We start from the raw sequence: 19,570 nt of genomic DNA, 5'->3' as shown, positions 1-19,570 counted from the left end.
CCACTCGACTAATCGCGGGCAAGGTTTTCAAAGCGAGTGTATTGGGGGTCAAAGAGGAGCTTGACGGTGCCCACTGGGCCATTGCGGTGCTTGGCAATCAGGAGTTCACAAATGCCGCGATCGGGGGTATCAGGGTTGTAATATTCATCGCGGTACAACAGGATCACCAAGTCGGCATCCTGTTCAATGGAGCCGGATTCGCGCAAATCAGACATCAGGGGGCGTTTATTTTGCCGTGATTCGACACTGCGGCTGAGTTGGGAGAGGGCAATGACAGGGACATTGAGTTCCCGCGCCAGTCCCTTGAGGGAGCGGGTAATTTTGGAGAGTTCCTGCACCCGACCTTCTGTGGTTTCTTCGCCACCCATCAGTTGCAGATAGTCAATCAAAATGAGGCCGAGACCGTTGGGATGCTCGGCATGGAGGCGACGGGCAGTGGAGCGAATCTCCCCAAGGGTGGGATTGGGAGTGTCGTCAATGTAGATGGGCAGTTGCGAGAGAATCCCGATCGCCCGACTTAGGGGTTCCCACTGGTGTTGGCTAATGCGCCCCGCCCGTAAATAGTTGCTGTCAATGCGGGCTTCGCTGGCAAGGAGACGTTGCACCAGTTGCTCCTTGGACATCTCAAGGCTGTAGATCGCCACCCCCAGATTGTGAATTTCGGCAATGCGACGGGCAATCTGTAGGGCGATCGCCGTCTTGCCCATTGAAGGACGACCGGCAATGATAATCAAGTCCGATCGCTGGAAGCCTTGGGTCATGTTGTCCAGATCATAGAAATTGCAGGATAGACCCGGCTGAATATTACCGATCGCCCGCTGCTCCAATTCCGTAAACGTGCGGGTAAGAATTTCATCGGTGCGGGTCAATCCCTGCTGAATCCGATCCTGCGTCACACTAAAGATCTGCTGCTCGGCCTGATCCAAGATCACATTCAATGAGAGGCTGCTATCGTAACCCAGCTTCACCACATGGGTACCGGCTTCAATAAGCTTACGGCGCAGGTATTTTTCCTTGACCAAGAGGGCGTAGCGATCGATATTGATCGCGCTCACTGTGCGCTCCACCAGTTCTGCCAGCTTGGTGTGCCCCCCAACTCGCTCCAATAGCCCCTGATCCTGTAGCCAAGCGGTAACGCACAGCAGATCCGTGGGGCTGCCGCGACTGTGGAGAGAAACTGCTGCCCGATAGATCTCGCGGTGGGCACTGAGGTAAAAGGCCTCAACCGGCAAAATATCCACCACCCGGTTGATGGCTTCCGGGTCTAAGAGAATACCCCCCAAGATCCACTCTTCCGCTTCGAGGTTCTGGGGGGGAATCAGTTGGCTATCGGGCTGAAAACTTGGCTCCTGAACCATCAAGGAGGCTAGCCCTAATCGGCAACGACTTGGATATTGAGTTTGACACTCACTTCGGGGTGGAGCTTGATTTCAGCCGTGTAGGTGCCCAATTTGCGAATCTCAGGCAGAATCATTTCACGGCGATCAATGGTTTCGCCGGTAATGGCTTGGATGGCATCGGCCACATCTTGCGGTGTAACGCTGCCAAAGAGCATATCTTTTTCGCCCACGGGCATTGAGATGGTAATGGTGGCCAGTTTTTCGAGGGTGGCTTTTTGTTTTTCAGCAACGCCTTTGAGTTCGGCAAGCCGCTGCCGTTCTTTTTCTTGGAGCCGCTCTACGCGCCGCAGGGCACTGGGGGTTGCTGGCTCGGCAATCCCTCTTGGAAATAGGTAATTACGGGCATAGCCGGGGGCGACTTCGACGACTTGACCCATTCGCCCGAGTTTATTGACGGTTTCATTCAAGACAACTTGCACCCGCTTTGCCATGGGGATCCTCTTTCATTAACTGGATGGGTTAACAGCAAGCGTCAGCGCTGGTGGCTACGGCTGCTATTTTAGGACAAATAACTATTCTATAGCCTCTCGGCAGCAATTGCGACAAAAAAAGGGCAGAACGCTGTTCCACCCTTGTACCGAGTTTGTTCCAAAGTTAAGGGTTCACTTAAAGGGGATGGAAGAGCAAGTCGGGATAGAAACGATTAAACTCAATCAAAATCCCAGCGGTAATCGTCATCCAAATGGCGGCCAGCACGGGCGCGGTGGAAAGATAGGTCAAAAAGTGTTTCATGGTACGTCGTCCTTATGACAGTCAACAAACAGTGAAGCTAGCGAGGGGAAACGGTGATTTCGTTGTCTTTGGCGGTGAGTTCACCCGCTGCCAGCTCCTTGAGGGCAGCCAATGGCCAAGCAAACCCCGTGAGCATGCATTTGATGGCAAGGGGCACATCAATAATGATTTCTTTTTCATTGGCTTCACCGCTATCGCGCACGGCAATCAAGTAGGCGCGACCCACCCAGCCAATCCAGCCGGCAATGTACAGGAAGAGCACACTGGGAATGAGAAAATCACCGGCACGGCTGAGGCGACCATCCACAACGAGGTGGGGCAAACCATCTTGGCCGCACAGGGCTTGACTATAGCGCTCAAACCGTTTTTGACCGGAGGCGGGATCAGCGGTGGTATTCACAGCAGCGGCAGCGCGTTTTTGAAAGGCAGGAGAATCTTTGCAGGGGACGAGTCCTGCCACATCAGCGGCGGCTAGAGGGGTAAAACCTAGCCACAGGGTCAAGACAAGGAGTAGGGCTAACAATCGACGCATGGAGTGTTGTCCTCAAATGCAGACAGGTCAAAGTGCATTCACGGAGAGAGCAATCCCTCCCAAAGCTGCCATCATTTTAGCGGATGGGCTTCAACCCAACCCTAGGGGAAAGGTTAATAATTTTTACGAGGGCAAATGCTGACTAATGCTTCCTCTGGCGATCGCTCTATGGTTGATTGGTGCTACCGCACAGACTGCATCTATTGAGCCAGACAAAGCTCCTTTGCTAGACTGGATCTATTGCTGGATTTGACTTTGAAACATCTACACATCGGTGGCGCTGGGGGGAGAGCTGACCCACGGTGATTTCGCAACTATGAAAAGTGTTTCTCCTATTTTGCCCCCCATGGATGCTGACCTGACGTTTAACTTGCCCGACCAAAAGATCCTCGAGACCTTACCTGCCCAACAGTTAGTGGCGATTATTTTGCGTCAGCAGCAAATTATTAATCAACTCCGCCATACCCTCTCGCAGATTCCCGGCGCCCCTGAGGTCGTTCACCCTGAGACCCCACCCCCCTCAGAACCCCATCTGGCACTGGTGAGTGAGGACACGGTTTGTTATTTTCCCTTGACAGGGGGGAACTGCTGGACCATTGGCCGCAGTGAAGACAATTCCATTGTGCTCAGCGATCGCTGGATGTCACGGAACCATGCCATGATTCAGCGCATGGGACAGGGGGAGTTTTATCTCATTGATCTCGGCAGTCGCAATGGCACGTTCGTCAATGGTCGCCGCGTCAGTATTCCCGTTGCCCTGCACAATGGCGATCGCATTACCTTTGGCCAAACGGAACTGGACTTTTTTAACGAACCCTTTGCCCCCCTATTTGCCGAAAATGCCACTCTGTCTTTGCCTCAATCCGAAGGCTCCTCCACAGCACTGCTCCATGTCCGCCGCCTGTTGACGGTCTTGGTTGTGGATATTCGTGACTTTACCAAGCTGACGCGGCAACTCGAAGAGGAGCTACTGTCGGAGCTAATTGGCACGTGGTTTCATCGGGCGGGTGAGATTATTCGTCAATACGGCAGTTGGGTCGATAAGTACATTGGCGATGCGGTCATGGCGGTTTGGATCCACGAAAGCGAGGAGATTGGCTATCAAGAAATTTGCCACACCCTCTCTGCCTTAGAGGATTTACGGCTGATGACGGGAGAACTGCACCAGCACTATCCCTTGCCGTGGCCACTGCGCATTGGTTCTGGTTTGAATACAGGCTATGCAATGGTGGGGAATACGGGGAGTGGCGATCGCCCCGACTATACTGCTCTGGGAGATACCGTTAACGCTGCCTTTCGCCTTGAGAGTGCCACCAAAACCATTGCCGCTGATCTGGCTATGGGGGCAACCACCTACCACTACCTTGTACAGTCTTGTCCAACCGTTGTCCCCTTTCGACCCCAAGTGCTGAACCTCAAGGGCTATGATGCCCCTGTACCCGCCTACGTGGGCAGCTTTGATGACCTCCATCGGTTCCTTGCCCAAGCCATCAAAGGGAGGGACACCCTGCACTAAACACCTGAAAAAAGGGATTAAGGGACGGCCTCCCTCTGATATTATTGAATCACCTGTAGGGGGCAGTCTAGACATCAGTCTATTGTGGGCGTAATGCCTCAGTTTCCTCTGTCACCCTGCTGGCGATCGGCTACCGCCGCCTGCGCTCGCTGTGCGATGTGGTCAGTTCTTTGCTTTGACTCTTAATGAACCGCTGTTTTTTGTAATGATCTGTGAGATTTGGGAGGTAAAGGAATTATGCAACGTTTGGGCCGCTGGCTAGCACTGGCTTACTTCGTGGGCGTTAGCCTGTTGGGCTGGATCAACTGGAGTGCCCCAACCTTGGCGGCAACTACATCCACTGAAGAAGAACTGGTCAATGTGATAGATGAAAAACTCGGCACTGCCTATGGTGAAAAAATTGACCTTAACAATACCAACATTGCCGCCTTTATTCAATACCGCGGTCTGTACCCAACCCTAGCTAAATTAATCGTTAAAAATGCCCCCTACCAATCCGTTGAAGATGTCCTGAACATTCCCGGTTTGACGGAGCGGCAAAAGGAAATTCTGCGGGAAAACTTGGATCACTTTACGGTGACCGAGGTGGAAACGGCTCTCGTTGAGGGTGGCGATCGCTATAATAATGGGCTATACAAATAACTACCCTCATTAGATCAATTTTGGGTTAGCGTTGACTCCCGCAACTTCTGGATTTGATGTCTTAATCATTGGCAGTGGTGCTGCGGGTCTCAGTGCTGCCCTTGCCCTTCCCCCTAGCTATCGCATTGGCCTGATTACCAAAACTGACCTTCGACAATCTGCCAGTGGCTGGGCACAAGGCGGTATGGCTGCGGCCATTGACCCGACGGATTCTCCCCTACTCCATGCCCAAGATACCCTTGCTGCGGGGGCTGGCCTCTGTGATCCAGTGAGTGTCCAGTTTTTGGTTGAGCAGGCACCGGTACAGGTGGAGCGGCTCTTGGCGATGGGGGTAGCTTTTGATCGCGTGGGCGATCGCCCGGCTCTGACCCTCGAAGCGGCTCATTCTCGTCCTCGGGTACTTCATGCCGCTGACACCACAGGTCAAGCCCTGATTACAACACTGCTCGAACAGGTCACTGCTGCACCCCATATCACGCTTCTGCCCAATAGCTTTGTCTTTGATCTGTGGCTAGAGTCGGGGCGATGCTGTGGGGTGTGTCTGTTGTGTCAGGGACAACTTCAGTGGCTGCGCTCGGGTGCAGTTGTTCTCGCCACGGGGGGCGGCGGTCAAGTTTTTGCCCAAACCACGAATCCCCCCTTAAGCACTGGCGATGGTGTGGCAATGGCATGGCGGGCAGGAGCACACATTCGGGATGTCGAGTTTTTCCAATTTCATCCCACCGCTCTTGCCGTTGAGGGAGCACCGCGATTTCTGATCAGTGAAGCGGTGCGCGGTGAAGGGGCACATCTCATAGACCACACAGGGCATCGCTTTGTGGCGGACTACCATCCTGCTGGCGAGCTGGCACCACGAGACATTGTCAGTCGTGCCATTTACCGTCACCTTCAGCAGAGCCATGCCCCCCATGTCTGGCTGGACTTACGACCGATTTCTCGCGATCGCCTGCACTACCGTTTTCCGAAAATCATTGCTGTCTGTCGGCAGTGGGGCATTGACGTTGAACAGCAACCCATTCCCGTGTCCCCAGCAGCCCATTACTGGATGGGGGGAGTCGTCACCGATTTGCAGGCTAAGACCAGCCTTCCCGGCCTCTATGCCGTTGGTGAAGTTGCCAGTACTGGTGTCCACGGTGCCAATCGCCTTGCTAGTAACTCCCTTTTGGAATGCTTTGTCTTTTCAGCTCAACTGGCACATCTGCACCCTCAGCCCCTTCCCTTGGCGGTGTCCCCTGTTAGCCAGCAAGCCCTTGAAATTGAGCCAGTGAGTTTTCGGCAGTGGCGCCAAGATCTGCGGGAACTCCTGTGGCAAAGTGCTGGCATTTGTCGCGATGCTCCCACGCTGATGGCCGCTCTTTCCCAAGTGAAGGAATGGCGCCAAGAATTGCTGGCTCATCCGATTGCGATCGCCCTTCGTGAACTCAACCCCAATCACTGCTATACCCTCAGCAATACAGCCGCCCAGACAACTCTTTGGGAATGGGGCGAGCTACGCAATCTCTTGGACATTGCCTACTTAATTCTCAAAAGTGCCCTCTTTCGCGAGGAAAGCCGCGGAGGCCACTACCGTCAAGACTACCCCCAACCCGATCCCAATTGGCAAATGCACACCCTAATTTGGGGAGAGCACTGGCAAAAAGCGGCAATTCAAGGCGTCCAGAGTAAACTATAGTTGCTATAGATTCCAAAAATTTTTTGCGGTGATCTATCCCTATGATGCAGTCACGACGTGTGCAGGAAAGTTTGGTGGGTCTGGTGATCCTTGCGGGCTTAGCCACATTAGGGGTCGGCCTACTCTGGTTGCGGGGCAACCTTGCCGGTACCAATAGCTACACCCTTGAGGTGGAATTGGATACAGCACCCGGCTTAGCGGTGGGGACACAGGTGCGCTATCGCGGTGTCCAAGTGGGTCGCGTCACGGCCATTGGGTTTGACGCCAATGGTGTCCAAGTGAGTGTGCGCGTCAATAATGTGTTAATTCCCCGTAGTGCTGTACCGGAGATTCGCCAGTCGGGTTTTATTGGTCAGGCCTTCTTGGACTTTACCCCCAAGGAGCGGGTACCGGAGATTCCCGAGGGCGTCACTGCCTTTGCCCCCAAGTGCCAACCAGACTTGATTTACTGCAATGGCGATCGCGTGACTGGGGTACGCACTGCCAGCTTAGAGGATTTGGTGCGAGCGGCCACTCGTTTTACCACTGCCCTTGAGGAATCGGGGATTATCAACAATGCCAATACCCTTATTTTGGGCGCAACCCGCACCGTCAACCGTGCCGATCAATCCCTGACGAGGGTGACCACTGCTCTCGATAGTTTCAACGCCCTCAGTAATGAAGCCCGTGCTGAACTACGGAATTTTGGCACCGCCTCGCAAGCAGTGACCCGTGCGGCCAACCAGATCAGCGAACTGGTTGAGGTCAACCGCAACACGATTAACTCCGCCTTGCGCAACATTGATGGTGCTGCCCGCGATCTGAGAACCACGCTCAAAGCACTGCGGCCCCTGACAAATCAACTGGAGCAGGGGGAATTGCTGGCCAATTTGGATGCTCTCATTAAAAATGGTGCCGAAGCAGCAGCCAATCTCAATAAAGTCTCTGGGACACTGAGCAGTCCCATCATTATGCTGTCGATCGCCCAAACCCTAGATGCGGCACGCGCAACATTTATCAATGCCCAAAAACTCACGAATGACTTGCTCAAACTCACGGGCGATGAATCCTTCCAGTCTGATTTGCGACGCCTTATTAAAATCCTCAGTCGCCTACTGGCTTCCAGTGAAGAGCTTGAGCAGCAATTCTTGGCACTCCATGCCACTTCCCTAGGAGAAACTCAGCCACCTGCCCCTAGCCCCGCCCCCAGTCCAAGTGGGGCGGCAACGCCCCCCAAAGAGGAAGAAGCTGCCGTGACCAATGATCCTTAGGTTGGCAATTGGTTTAGCGGGCGGTTTCTGTTCTACCCGTACGGGTAAAGCGCACTTCGATACGACGCCGGGAAACATCTGGATTGCGGTTTGCTGGTGCGAGCTGACCATTGAGCAAGTAGAGCTGCCCCGCAGAGTAAGCGCGAAATTTCAGGCCAGCCAGTTGGGGTTGTTTTGCTTGCACCTTGCGCAGTTCGTTGGCGATCGCCAGTGCCCGCATCAGGCCGAGATCAGCATTCGATCCGGGGGTCAAGCGGTTCAATGTATTGGTAGCTACCGCCTGCTCTAGCAAGGTATCGAGATTACTGACCCCGCCTTGATTGGGTTGGCCGTCGGTATGGCCAATGATTTCCACGGTGTCAATGCCATACTTTTTGCGGGTATCCATAACCATTGAGGCTAAATTGACCCAAATGTATTGGCGAAACGGTTCCGAGAGTTGCGCACTGCCCGCAGGGAAACGAAATTTTTCATTATCTGGAATAAAGAGAATCGGCGGCGGTCCTTGGACAGTCTGTTGGGTTTGAAGCTGTTTTCTCAGTTCATTCACTTGTTTTTGATTAACAATCATAAAAATCATCATGAAAAACGTGATTAAGCTCAAAATCAGCAAGCTGCCAGACATCAGATCCGTGTAGGACATCCAAGGGTTGAAGTCCTCTGATTCCTGTTGCCAAGAGCGACGGAGTGGGCGCATAGACAATTACCTAAGTTTGCGTGGGAGCGGGTGTAATTTTTTGGGAGAGAGTCACCAAGTTGCCATTGATTTGCTCAAGGGATTGAACGGCTTTGGTCATTGATTGGCTAGAGTCTTGGCTGTGTTTCTTCAATTGGCTTAACTGCTCGTTGACCACTTGGGTAATTTGATCCGTCACTTGCTCTAGGCACTTCTCAAGGGCTTTGATCTGGCTCTGGCGATCGCCATCGCTTGCGGAGCGTTGCTTGCGATAGTTTTCAAAGCTATTTCTGAGAGTTGTTAACTGGTCGGTGAGGGATTTATATTGCCGATCCAACTGCTCTGTGACACGGGAAATTTGGTTTGCGGCTGTACTCAGTTGTTCGACATGGGAGGTATTCTTCCTCAAAAGAGTGAGCAACTGCTCTTGACTGGTTTTGTTCTGCTCAATAATATTGGACACTTCCGTGCAAAACTTGCTAACACCAAAACGCACTTGCCGCAGTTCCTCATTCCCTTGGAGGAGGTGTTGGCCAACATCATTACTAAGTCGCTCCATAGAGCGCAGCATCGTTAGGAGTTCCTGTTGATTTTGGCTCAGGGTATTTTGTGATCTTTGGGCGATCGCCAGCAGTTCCGTCAGTTGATCTGCGACTTGTGCCAGTTCCGTGGACTTCTGCGCCACTTGCCGATTCACCTGCTCAATCTGGTTGACCAAGCCCAAAACCATGTCGTGAATATGTCTAAAGGTGGTCGTGGTGGTGCTGAGATCGCTGGCAATTTCCTCAAAATTCACGTGGGTGCGATTGACCCGCTCTAGGGTTTCTGAAACCTTGGTGGTCAGGGCAATCACTTGACTATTCAGTTCTTGCGATCGCGCCGCCGCTGTCGTCAACTGATCAATAAACTGCGCAAGTTGCTGTGTTGCCGTACTAAATTTCTCCGCAAACTCGCTATTTTCCAATGTCTGCACTGCGGTCTGAAAGATATTTGCCCCAGACACAAGATTGCCCGCTGCGTTATCGATTCTGGCAAAGACCCTCTCCGCTAGCTCAATATTCCTGCTGTACATTTGCCTAAGATTGGCCAATTCCCACTCGAGGGGTTCTCTAATTGCGCTAGTGACAGTTTCATGGAAGTTCTCTAAAAAGATAGAAAAGTTGTCATCAATGGATTTAATCAACCGTCCAGTGGGGTTTCGTTGTTCACTAGCTAGTTCATGATCCAGATACAGTTCTACGGCTGTGAAAAAGTGCCGCCGTGCCAAAGTGGTATTCCAAATAGAATTGATAAAGGTTAGCAAAATTCCCAGCGAAAGGCTGACCAAACTCGACACAAAGGCCAGCGCCATTCCCCGCAGCGGCTGACGGAACCGAGTGAACAATTCCTGAATCACAACATTCTGTTGGGCAGGATTTTCCCCTTGAAGGGCAGAAATATCCAGTGTTCCCAAGTTGTCGATGATGCTAAAGACATTGATCGTGATTCCCAAAAACGTGCCCAGCAACCCAATCGCAATCAGTAAGTTGGGGGTTACCCGTGTCAGGTACTCAATTTGCTCTAGGGACATGCCCCACAGCCGTTCTTGGCCAAGCATGTAGTCCACTAAGGTAACTGTATTGATCTCGTCGTACTTTTCTAAGCAGCGCGTCATCCGCTGCCGCAGGTTCTGAATGAGAACGGGCGCTTGTGTCGTCTCACTGGCCACAGCCCACTGCCAGCGGATAAACTCCATTAACCGTAAAAAAAGGCGCCACCGCAGCACAGCACTCATAAAGGCAATGAGGATCGGCGTGCCAATAAAGAGTTGGAGGATGGGCGAACCCTGCACCTCTTCTAGAAACAGGCTAAACAGCTCCATTCTTTTTACCTCAGGGAAAACAATGCGTTATTGCTCTAGTTTGTCTTGATCATCCTCATCTGCCGCGTCAACATCTTGTTGCTCAGGGGGTGGTGACTGATTGAGTAGGCGATCGCTCCGAGTTGTACCCGAGGTCAATGTTTGGCTCCAGCGATCCTCAATGCGTTTGTCCAGTTCCTCAATCAACTCCTCAAGAATGCCCTTTTGGGCAATCCCCGTGAGGCCTTGAATCTCTGTCCCTGCCACAATTGGCACCATGGCAAAGTTAATGTGATCGGGTGGATAGGCGCGAATTTCCTCAATGAGTGTCATCACATGTGGCCGATAGTCCTTTTGCCATTGCGGGGGATTACTCACTAGAAGCTCAATTACCCCATTCAGTTGTTGGTGAAGGACATCTGTTAATGTCATGGTACGTTGATCTTGGTTGCGAATCTGCACCCAAGTTAATTGATCAATAACGACTGACCAATCATTCCCAAAGGTAATTTTCCTGCCCTTGTTTTTAGGATCAAAGACAAGATTATCGCCCTCTAGGGCAAACATTCTCAAGCCGAGGCACTTAAAGAACAGCTCCTGCACTTCCCGCACCACTTCTGGCGGGGGCGGCAAAATATCCGTGAGCGTAATCGTTTTATTGGTATGCAGGGCGTCAAAATTGCCCGCGTCGCCTCGGTTTTCGTAGGCATACTGGAAATTCTTGGCCGTCAAATCATTGATCAACCGCAGGGGAAAGCCGGCATACTCCGTCATGAAAATCACTTGATGCTGTTCTGACGCCGGCAATTGCACCCGCTGTGCATTCCCCAGTATCCCTGTTTCCGTCAGCAGTTGGGTAAAGGCCTGCACATAGGCATCCTCTGTGGGGGGTTGGTGATAGGCAATGAAGACCGTTCGCTTATGGGGGGCGTTGTTAAAATAGCCGTCATTAAGATTCAGAGGCAGCAGAATGTCCGACTGATTCTTCAGCGATGTTAAATACGCAATCAACTGCTCGCGGCTGCCCATTTCCATAAAACGCTGAATTGCCGATCCCCGCAGTGCCAGCATCAAGGTCGAAATCCGTCTGTCCACCACTTGATCAAGGGCAATGGGAACTTCCGCTGTAAACTGGGGTTTGAGGAAGCGTTCTAAGCTCGGTGGCGCCTCTGTGCTGACAACCACTGCTTTTTGAATCACCTCAGTAGAAAGCTGTTCCAGAGCCAAGCGCCGCTCCCCTTCCTTGGGGGGCAACACCGCATTAATCGCATTTTCGGTGTCTTGGGGATTGACAATGGGCAAGCCAATTCGCTCTTGAACATTGACTTCCGAGAGCTTTTCACCCCGCCGTTGCAGTACGAGGATATTTTCTTGGATGAAGTTGCGTAACTGCACCAACTGGGCAATTTTTTGATTCGTAAATACAATCAGGTCTTCTGTAGCCACCCGGGCTTGACGACTCACCTGCGATTGGTAATTTTGGCGAGCGAGGGTCAGCACTTGATCCACAGCCACCCGAAAGGCAGTTTGAATTTTTGCCGTTTTGCCAAAGGGAAGAAGCTGCCCCTGAATTGCCTGCACCTCATTTTGCAGTTGGGTAGTGATATTGCGCAGTTCCGCATCAGCATTTTGGGGACGATTCGCCTCGTATTGAGCACGGACACGCTCGAAGTTAGTCTTGAGTCCCTGTAGCCAGTTAATGGCATTGTCGAGGCCAAAGAATTGGTGATCTGGTTGCAGGATTTGCTCTAGAAATTTTTCAATACTGGCTTTGATGTCATTGGTCACGTCTGACGTGTGCTCAACAATTGGCGTGAGCCAAACCCCCCGTTCTTTGCTGTTCTCCGCAGGGCGCACATAGTTCAGCAGTGCCATGGCATTCTGGGGAAATTGCGTTTTTAACAGATCTTGTTGCCCACGGGATTGGGCTGCACTAATTTGACTATATTGATCGTTGCGCCAGCGTTCTAAATTGGCACTTAGCGTTCCTCCCTGCACGGGGACTTTTTCTAACCGTTGTTTCAGCAGTTGCCCTAGATCATCCGTCCCCCAGTCAAATTGACTTGTATAGAACTGCTGCATTTGGCTGTTAGTGGGGGCTTGACCAAGACCATTTTTCCAGAACTCTAACACTTGAATTTTGATTTGGTTGGCGGCCAGCAAATTGATCTTGTCTTGGGGGAAGTAAATGCTCGCCAGTCCAGTGGCCATGTAGCGCTGGCGATTTGGGCGGGGGTGTTTATCGTATTCTTCGGTGGCATCAATGGAACGCAAATTGTCACGGGCAGAGATTGCAGCGGCAGCCGTCGCACTACTACTCAAAAAGAGGCAAATTTTCTGAGCAATGGTGTTGGCGATTTTGCCCTTGGCGTTGGGATCCGTTGGGGGAATGATGAATGTGCCGCCGGGGGTGGCGTTGGACATCAAGTAGATGTAGTCGTAGGGCGGGCGAGACTCCCCTAGACGGCGTTCGCCGGGGTATTGGGCATTAAAAATGGTGCCCTTGCGGGTGTAATAGTCCAATTCCTTGAGGGCAGCGTAGCAGTTGGCCTTGACGACATCGTTGCCACCGTAGAGATCGGGACTGACGACAAAGTAGCCGTAGGTTTCAAAGTTGGGCACACTTTCGGCAAAGAGCCGCCGCAGAATGTAGCCGATATCGAGAAACAGGCCGCTACCGGTACCGCCGCACAGGGAACCCGCCACAAAAACCCGTAACCCTGGCCTGACTTCGATGCCACGGGCAATCAGGGCACCCGCATCAGCACCAACCACACGGCCATGGGCTAAGTTCAAGGTTCTCACCACCCGATCATAATTTTTGAAGAGGGCAAAACGACCCACTGCCCTCACGGCACCTGCTCCCTGCTCAATGGCGCTGAGGTTGCGAATCAGTTGATCGGGAAACCATTCAAGGATATGGTCGTCGGAATTTTGCACATAGGCATTTTTTTTCCGCCGTTCGTAGTTCTGCTTAAATTCATTGACTTCGTTGAGGGAAACGCGGATATGGACTTCCTCAGCCGGGGTAAATTCAATGCTTTGGCCTCGGTAACTGGGAATGGGCCCCCCGCGATCGGTATCAATTTGCACAAAACTGACGATGGGTAGATCGGCCAAGGAACCAAATTCTTCAATGATATTTTGGCGAATGCGTACCAGAACATCTCGCCCGGTGCCCCCTAGCCCTACGCAGATAACGGGCATAACGGTCAAATTATTGTTTTCTGCGGTATCTGTGGTAAACATCCAGCCCCCCATGAGTCTGCTGCTAAACGAAAGAGATCAACCTTAAGGAATCACTTTATAGGGTTATCCTGATGATTTCATCCTTGTATGCAAGGAGAGCAAAGCTACGCTGTTTAGGAATGGTGATCGAGCCAAAGATTGGCTGACCATCACAGGTGAGTTCTCCTGATTCTAGGGCATGAATGATCAGGTTTTGATCTCGCCGTTCAAGGATGGCGATCGCCATCATACTGGGCAAAGGCACCACCAAGAACGTACCAGCGACACTACCGCCGACGCCAATTTTTTGGCCATGCTTGAGGGCAAAGCGATACTCTTGATCCCCCACCTGAACAGTGACAGACCAAGGAATTTGCTGCCGCAGCCAATGCACAGCGAACCACAAGCCAGCCCCAAGAACCAACACCCCCAAGACACTCGCCAGCAGAATCTGCCACCCCAGTTGTCCCCGAAGATAGGCGTCCACTAGACAGATGTCGCCGCCGCCGGGTTTAGGGGTACAAAATTCCTGCACTGTGGCTGGCACATCGACAACGGTTAGCTGAAAGTTGCCGGGCTGAATACTGCGCTGCTGCATTGGTAGAGCCGCAAACCATTGGCTGCGCTCTTGGGCTTCTGGGGTATCGGCTAGGCCACAGACACTATTGGGGACTTCTATCCACTGATCCGCTTGCCCTTGGGGAAGGTTGAGGGGAGCATCCGTAATCCAAATCACCGACTGGTTTTTGATCGGTTGCTGATTGTGGAGGCGGTCTTGGTTGAGTTGCGCCAAATAGCGATAGACAAAGAGTTCGGCACACATAATATCGGTGCCCTGCTCAGTGCCGGCATTCATGGGCACCGCTTCTAAAATTTTGGGAATATCCACAGGCCCTTGGTATTCAAAGACCACGGGCGATCGCACCGTCATGGCAAAGGGCAGAATATGAACGGTGTCCCCCTTGGTTAAGGTTTTTTCAATGATCTGCCGTAGGTGGAGCCGCCCTGGATCATTGAAGCCGACACTTTCCGTGAGGTCGATCGCCAGCACCACATCCCGACCGCCCCAACGCCCAACCCACGCCAACCCGTCCTTTTGCTGGGGGGTGAGGGGACGATTGCCGGGAACCACAGGTGGATTCATAGTCGGTGGCTTAAATTGCGAGATTTCTAGGGTTAAAGGGGTCGCCTCTGTTTATCATAGACCTAAGGAATAAATGCATAGCACCTAAGTTGCAAAGCGATCGGTTGTTACTGGGGATACGACTTACCATGGAGAATGCCTTACCTGCGGTTTATTTAAGTGTGTTGATTATTCTACTCGGCGTCTCAGCTTGGTTTGTGGTCAAACAAATCCTCAAAACCCGCCGCATTGAATCTACTTTGGCACGCCTCCAACGAAAACTCAAGCAGGAACCGGGCACGACTCAGGAATACTTTGAGCTAGGCAGCATCTACCTGACAAAGAAACTGGCCAGTCAAGCCATTCCCCTGTTTCAAAAGGCTCTGAAGGCGGCTGAAAACGAAGGCGAAACCTACCTTGCTCCCATCTACAATGCCCTTGGCTATGCCTACTTCATGCAGGAGCAGTATGACTTGGCCATTCGCCAGTACAAAGAGGCTCTAAAAAACCAGCCTGAGTACATCACGGCTGCCAACAACCTCGGTCACGCCTATGAGAAAAAGAACCTAGCCCAACCTGCCCTTGAAGCCTATCAACATACCTTGAAATACGACCCCAACAACGCGATCGCCCAACGGCGGGTGAATTCCCTGAAAAAACGGCTGAGTGGCGCGGCGGCTTGAGGATACCTCGTCAAGCAAAAACTAGTTAACAATAAAAAACTGGCTAGGACATTTCCCAACCAGTTCGCAATTCACTCTGTGTATTTAGCTGGATAAGCTACCCCTCGGTTTAGGCGTCTCCTTCGATATAGAGGAACAGCAACCCCATCACCACCGTGGGCATCAGCCAGCACACCACGGGAATAAAAATCCAAGGCAAAAAGGATGCAGCGTAAGATCCCATCATAATCAGCGGTTCTCCTTCTGGGTGATCAAAAGTAAAGTGTGACCAAAGCCCTAGTTAAAGAGGCCGGTCATGATGCCATCGACAACAGCAAAGTTTTCGAGGAGGAAGAAGGCCACAAAGGCACCACCCATAGCCCCCACAAAGAAGCCAGCCGTAAACTGACTCCAACCCTCACCGGTTTTCAGGGGATCGCTGCTGCTGCCACCCTTTTGAAAACTGACTAGACCATAGGCCGCTAAGCAGGCCGTGGCAATCAAAATCAGGGCGATACCAGAAATCAAACCGCCCAAGTTGGCCACATCGGAGTCCCGCAGGGGACCGAGCTTGACCCAAGGACCAATGAGGAAGTAGCCATGGGCCATGCCAATTTCAAGACCCCGCAGAATGGGGGAGAGGCCTTGACGATAGGCGGGGAGGTTACCAATAAAAGTCTTCACTAGGCCAGAGTCAGAAATGGGCGTTGACAAGTGCCCCACAAAGGGATCGCCATTGTATGGCTTAACCAGTTCTTCTGCCATGATTTTTATTTCCCTAGCATTCCGTCATGTCCGCGCACAGGCACGAACCTAAGTGGTTATTCTAGGCAAGGGCGGGCGATCGCGCGAGAGAGGGCGTTCATCTCTTCAAGAAAGTTCATGTATCGCAACATCCCCTTACGCAGCCCCGCCCTCGAGTTGGGGTTAGTAGGTGGGTACACTGGGATCGACTTCCTGACTCCAGGCGTTGATGCCCCCTTTGATATTGATCCCCTCAATGCCCGCTTGCTTGAGGATGCCCAAGGCTTTGGCAGAGCGCCCCCCCATCTTGCAGTGCACCAAGAGGCGATGGCCATTCACCAGATTGCGGATTTTCTCCACACCAGGGCCATTTTCAATTTCCGATAGGGGAACGAGTACAGCGCCGGGAATTTTGGCAATTTCGTACTCGTTGGGGTTGCGCACATCCACAAGGACGTAATCTTGGGCACCACTGTCCATGAGGGCTTTGAGTTCCTGCACCGTCATTTCGGGAATTTCTGCCATTTGGGCGGCCTCCTGTGCTTTGGCTTGGCGAATACCACAGAATTCTTCGTAGTCAATGAGCTTGTCAATGACTGGCCGTTCGGGGTTGGGGCGCAGCTTGAGTTCACGGAATTTCATCTCTAGGGCGTTGAAGAGCAAGAGGCGGCCACTGAGGGTTGTGCCTTTGCCAAGAATAATTTTAATCGTCTCCGTGGCTTGGATGACGCCAATCATACCCGGTAGAATCCCAAGAACGCCCCCTTCCGCACAGGAGGGCACCAGACCCGGTGGCGGCGGTTCCGGATAGAGATCACGATAGTTAGGGCCGCCCTCATAGTTAAAGACCGTGGCTTGGCCCTCAAAGCGAAAGATCGAGCCGTAGACATTGGGCTTATTCAGGAGCACACAGGCATCGTTCACCAAGTAGCGGGTGGGGAAGTTATCGGTGCCATCCACCACAATGTCGTAGTCTGCCATAATCTCAAGGGCATTGGCGGCGCTCAAGCGAGTTTCGTAGAGATCCACTTGGCAGTAGGGATTGATCTCAAGGATGCGGTGCTTGGCCGATTGAATTTTCGGCTTGCCCACCCAAGAGGTGCCGTGGATCACCTGCCGTTGCAAATTGGAGCTATCCACCACATCAAAATCTACAATGCCAAGGCGGCCAATACCGGCAGCGGCGAGATAGAGCAGCAGAGGTGATCCCAATCCACCCGTGCCAATGCAAAGCACGCTGGCAGCTTTGAGGCGTTTTTGACCCTCAACACCCACCTCTGGCAAAATCAGATGGCGGGAATAGCGTTCATAGTCGTCTTTCGTGAGTTCAATCGTAGAAAGGTCTGGATTTAGCATGGTAGCCCTTCATAAAAAATGCGGCTGATCTAACCCGATCAGCAAGGGTGAGGGGATTTTCTTATTTTACTTAGGGGCGCGACAGAGGATCTGCCAAGGTTTCAATTGTCAACACTTGGGGGGGGGTCGCATCCGGCGGATAGAGCATGGTGAACTGTACCCAGCGGATTTCTTGGGGTTGTAGCGTGAGCCGCACGAGATCGTCCCCCTGCTGGCCCTGACGTTGGACAAGGTGAATGATTCGACTTTGGGGGGTGCCTTGATCATCGCGGAAGCGCAATCGGATACTGCCTCGGAAAAAGATGCGGTTGGGTGGTTCAGCAAAGAACCGTAAGCCCCTGGCGGGGGCGTCGAATTTGATGGGGGTTTGGAGGGCAAGGCGCACGGTCTGGGGGCGATCGCTGGTGTTTTGTAGCGGTAGCACCAGATCATATTCAATGCCATAGTTGCCATGGGCAGCATAGGCCGTATCGGGATAGCGCACCACGAGGGGAGCCGTTTGCACTTGTCCTGTGCCCAAGCGCCCTGCCACTAACGAACTAATGGGATAGGAGAAGGCGGTACCCGCAGCGGGAATCGGAATCGGTTGTTGTTGGGGATTGTGCCAGCGGGAGCCAAGGGCGACACCCGCCACTCGGCCATAGATAATGCTGCCCCCTTGATCGGGGGGTGTGGGGGCGCGATCGCGGGGGGTGACCAATTCCCCTGCCGTCAGTGTCTGCTGCCATTGCTCTAGGGTCGGCGGTTCATTGCCAAAGCGGGCTAAACTGGCCAAGTAAATGTTGCCACTACTGCGGGCACGAATCAGCAGCGAACGGCCATTGAGGGGGGGGTCGAGTCCCTTGACCGGAATCGGTAAATTGGCGATCAGGGCATAACTGCGCGGGGGAATCACGACTTGTGCGGGCCATCCCGATTGCCGCCGTTGTCGCAGAATATCCAGCATGACGCGATCGCCCGGACCAGCAAAAACTTGGCCGAGATCATTCGCCTGCTGATTGGGCAGAGGACGAAAGGGCGCATCCGGCTGACTCAAGTAACTGGCGGCATGGATCAAATTCACCGTTACCGGTTCAGAACTGGGGTTGTAGGCGAGAATCCCTAGGTAGAGGGTCGTGAGATCCTGCGGGTCGCGGGGCTTCGCAATATGGTGGGCAAAAATATCAAAGCGATCGCGAAACGCAAAGTTCAAGTGGGCACTAGGAGTTGCTTTGCCCGCTGGCGGAAATGTGGACAGGAGAATCCCTGATTGCTGCACCACCTCTGGGCTATTGCTATTCAACACAGGCACCTGATCAAGAGCCCCCGGTAAAGGGAGCACTTTTTGCGGTTTTTCAATTGTTGCCGGCGCCTGAGCCAGCACTGGGGAAATGACAACCAAGGCCGCACCGCTCCCCAAAAACCAACGGAAATGAACAGACATTACCGAGACCTAGTAGCTCATTTGCAGCGTTACACTTGCCTCTACCTGTAATTCCCCGGACACCACAGGCGTGCTATCGGCCATGTTTGCTGCCCGAACGGCAAGGGGTCTTGGCGGGGGTGCCGCCTGATTAATTTGAATGCTCACCACTTGGCGCGGTTGGAGATTGAGGGCGCTGAGCACCGCTTGGGCTTGACTTTGGGCATCTTGGGTCGCTCGCTGCAGGGCAGTGCGTTGGGCAGCGGCAATCGTCGCCTCTGGTGCCGTAAAGCTAATATTGTCAATTGTCGTTGCGCCAGCTTGGACAGCAGCATCAAGCAGGGGCCCCACGCGATCGCTAGCAATGCGAAAACTCACCGTATTGCGCCCGATATAGCCCACCAGTATCCGCTGATTGTTGGTGTATTGATAATTGGGACTGAGGCTCAGCCCCGTGGTTTGCAGTTGACTGACTTCCCGTGCCCGCAGAACCGCCAAAACGGCATTGGCTCGCCGCGCCACCTCTTGCTGTACCTCTTGAGCCGTGCGACCTTGCACCTCGACCCCTAGGCTGACTTGGGCAAGGGTTGCTGAAATGGCTTCTGTGCCTCGACCTGTAACCGTCAGGGTACGTTGGGCTTCTTGGCTCACGGCGGGTCGCTCAGCAACCACCACAGATCCGCCAACAAGAAGCGCGGCAAGACTGAGGGTATAAAAAGGCGTTAACGGATGTTTCACAGCGGTATTCACCACAGCTCAGCAAAAAACTCATGAACCTTGTTTCTCTCCAGACCG

18 protein-coding genes are annotated in these 19,570 nt (G+C 52.8%); 5 read left to right on the top strand and 13 right to left on the bottom strand.

Annotation, left to right across the window (positions count from 1 at the left end):
• Positions 1–8: 8 nt before the first annotated feature.
• The 4 genes from dnaB to QYC28_RS09560 all read right to left on the bottom strand — a co-directional run bounded on the left by dnaB (position 9) and on the right by QYC28_RS09560 (position 2,664).
• Complete coding sequence (gene dnaB, locus QYC28_RS09575; RefSeq protein WP_149820297.1) at positions 9–1,358, bottom strand: replicative DNA helicase; 1,350 nt, start codon at positions 1,356–1,358, stop codon at positions 9–11.
• Between the two features lie 14 nt (positions 1,359–1,372).
• Complete coding sequence (rplI, locus tag QYC28_RS09570) at positions 1,373–1,831, bottom strand: 50S ribosomal protein L9 (protein ID WP_149820295.1); 459 nt, start codon at positions 1,829–1,831, stop codon at positions 1,373–1,375.
• A 175-nt stretch (positions 1,832–2,006) separates the two neighbouring features.
• Positions 2,007–2,132, bottom strand: a complete 126-nt coding sequence (gene psaJ, locus QYC28_RS09565) for a photosystem I reaction center subunit IX (RefSeq protein ID WP_011058244.1) — start codon at positions 2,130–2,132, stop codon at positions 2,007–2,009.
• Between the two features lie 37 nt (positions 2,133–2,169).
• Positions 2,170–2,664, bottom strand: coding sequence for a Photosystem I reaction center subunit III (locus tag QYC28_RS09560; RefSeq protein ID WP_149820294.1), 495 nt, complete (start codon positions 2,662–2,664; stop codon positions 2,170–2,172).
• 316 nt (positions 2,665–2,980) lie between these two features.
• On the opposite strand from QYC28_RS09560, the gene QYC28_RS09555 reads away from it, so the two are divergent.
• The 4 genes from QYC28_RS09555 (at position 2,981) to QYC28_RS09540 (ending at position 7,744) form a co-directional block, all read left to right on the top strand.
• Complete coding sequence (locus QYC28_RS09555) at positions 2,981–4,180, top strand: adenylate/guanylate cyclase domain-containing protein (RefSeq protein WP_286625493.1); 1,200 nt, start codon at positions 2,981–2,983, stop codon at positions 4,178–4,180.
• A gap of 237 nt (positions 4,181–4,417) precedes the next feature.
• The gene (gene psbU / locus QYC28_RS09550) at positions 4,418–4,822 is read left to right on the top strand and encodes a photosystem II complex extrinsic protein PsbU (RefSeq protein ID WP_149820293.1); all 405 of its coding nucleotides are present in this window, start codon (positions 4,418–4,420) and stop codon (positions 4,820–4,822) included.
• Positions 4,823–4,853: 31 nt separating this feature from the next.
• Complete coding sequence (gene nadB, locus QYC28_RS09545; RefSeq protein WP_286668644.1) at positions 4,854–6,494, top strand: L-aspartate oxidase; 1,641 nt, start codon at positions 4,854–4,856, stop codon at positions 6,492–6,494.
• Positions 6,495–6,535: 41 nt separating this feature from the next.
• Positions 6,536–7,744 carry an MlaD family protein gene (locus QYC28_RS09540; RefSeq protein ID WP_149820289.1) on the top strand — a complete coding sequence of 403 codons (1,209 nt, stop codon included), beginning with the start codon at positions 6,536–6,538 and terminating at the stop codon, positions 7,742–7,744.
• A gap of 13 nt (positions 7,745–7,757) precedes the next feature.
• On the opposite strand, the gene QYC28_RS09535 is transcribed toward QYC28_RS09540, so the two are convergent.
• From QYC28_RS09535 to QYC28_RS09520, 4 genes are read right to left on the bottom strand one after another with little or no spacing between them, the layout of a single operon-like run.
• Positions 7,758–8,441: a hypothetical protein gene (locus tag QYC28_RS09535; RefSeq protein WP_302679390.1), complete on the bottom strand. Its 684-nt coding sequence runs from the start codon at positions 8,439–8,441 to the stop codon at positions 7,758–7,760.
• 10 nt (positions 8,442–8,451) lie between these two features.
• A complete protein-coding gene (locus QYC28_RS09530) occupies positions 8,452–10,281 on the bottom strand; it encodes a hypothetical protein (RefSeq protein WP_302679389.1) in 1,830 nt (609 codons plus the stop codon).
• A gap of 27 nt (positions 10,282–10,308) precedes the next feature.
• Positions 10,309–13,509 (bottom strand): tubulin-like doman-containing protein, encoded by a 3,201-nt coding sequence (locus QYC28_RS09525; protein WP_302679388.1) that lies wholly within the window; start codon positions 13,507–13,509, stop codon positions 10,309–10,311.
• 55 nt (positions 13,510–13,564) lie between these two features.
• Positions 13,565–14,632, bottom strand: coding sequence for a hypothetical protein (locus QYC28_RS09520; RefSeq protein WP_302679387.1), 1,068 nt, complete (start codon positions 14,630–14,632; stop codon positions 13,565–13,567).
• Positions 14,633–14,760: 128 nt separating this feature from the next.
• Here QYC28_RS09520 and QYC28_RS09515 point away from each other — a divergent pair, with 128 nt between their 5' ends.
• The gene (locus tag QYC28_RS09515; RefSeq protein ID WP_149820285.1) at positions 14,761–15,294 is read left to right on the top strand and encodes a tetratricopeptide repeat protein; all 534 of its coding nucleotides are present in this window, start codon (positions 14,761–14,763) and stop codon (positions 15,292–15,294) included.
• 109 nt (positions 15,295–15,403) lie between these two features.
• Here the strand turns inward: QYC28_RS09515 and QYC28_RS09510 are convergent, their stop codons facing one another.
• The 5 genes from QYC28_RS09510 to QYC28_RS09490 form a co-directional block, all read right to left on the bottom strand.
• Positions 15,404–15,520 (bottom strand): photosystem I reaction center subunit VIII, encoded by a 117-nt coding sequence (locus QYC28_RS09510; protein ID WP_149820283.1) that lies wholly within the window; start codon positions 15,518–15,520, stop codon positions 15,404–15,406.
• Between the two features lie 50 nt (positions 15,521–15,570).
• Entirely contained in the window at positions 15,571–16,038 is a 468-nt protein-coding gene (locus tag QYC28_RS09505; RefSeq protein ID WP_149820281.1) for a photosystem I reaction center protein subunit XI, read from the bottom strand.
• Positions 16,039–16,200: 162 nt separating this feature from the next.
• Entirely contained in the window at positions 16,201–17,373 is a 1,173-nt protein-coding gene (gene moeB, locus QYC28_RS09500) for a molybdopterin-synthase adenylyltransferase MoeB (protein WP_149820279.1), read from the bottom strand.
• A gap of 70 nt (positions 17,374–17,443) precedes the next feature.
• A complete protein-coding gene (locus QYC28_RS09495; protein WP_302679386.1) occupies positions 17,444–18,796 on the bottom strand; it encodes a DUF3370 domain-containing protein in 1,353 nt (450 codons plus the stop codon).
• Between the two features lie 9 nt (positions 18,797–18,805).
• On the bottom strand, positions 18,806–19,513 hold the full coding sequence (locus tag QYC28_RS09490) for an SIMPL domain-containing protein (protein ID WP_302678752.1): 708 nt from the start codon (positions 19,511–19,513) through the stop codon (positions 18,806–18,808).
• Positions 19,514–19,570: the final 57 nt, after the last annotated feature.

Origin of the sequence: Thermosynechococcus sp. HY596 (assembly GCF_030518715.1) — a bacterium.
Lineage (GTDB): Bacteria > Cyanobacteriota > Cyanobacteriia > Thermosynechococcales > Thermosynechococcaceae > Thermosynechococcus.
Note: the sequence above shows the minus strand (reverse complement) of the source record. Positions and strands in the feature narration are given on the sequence as shown.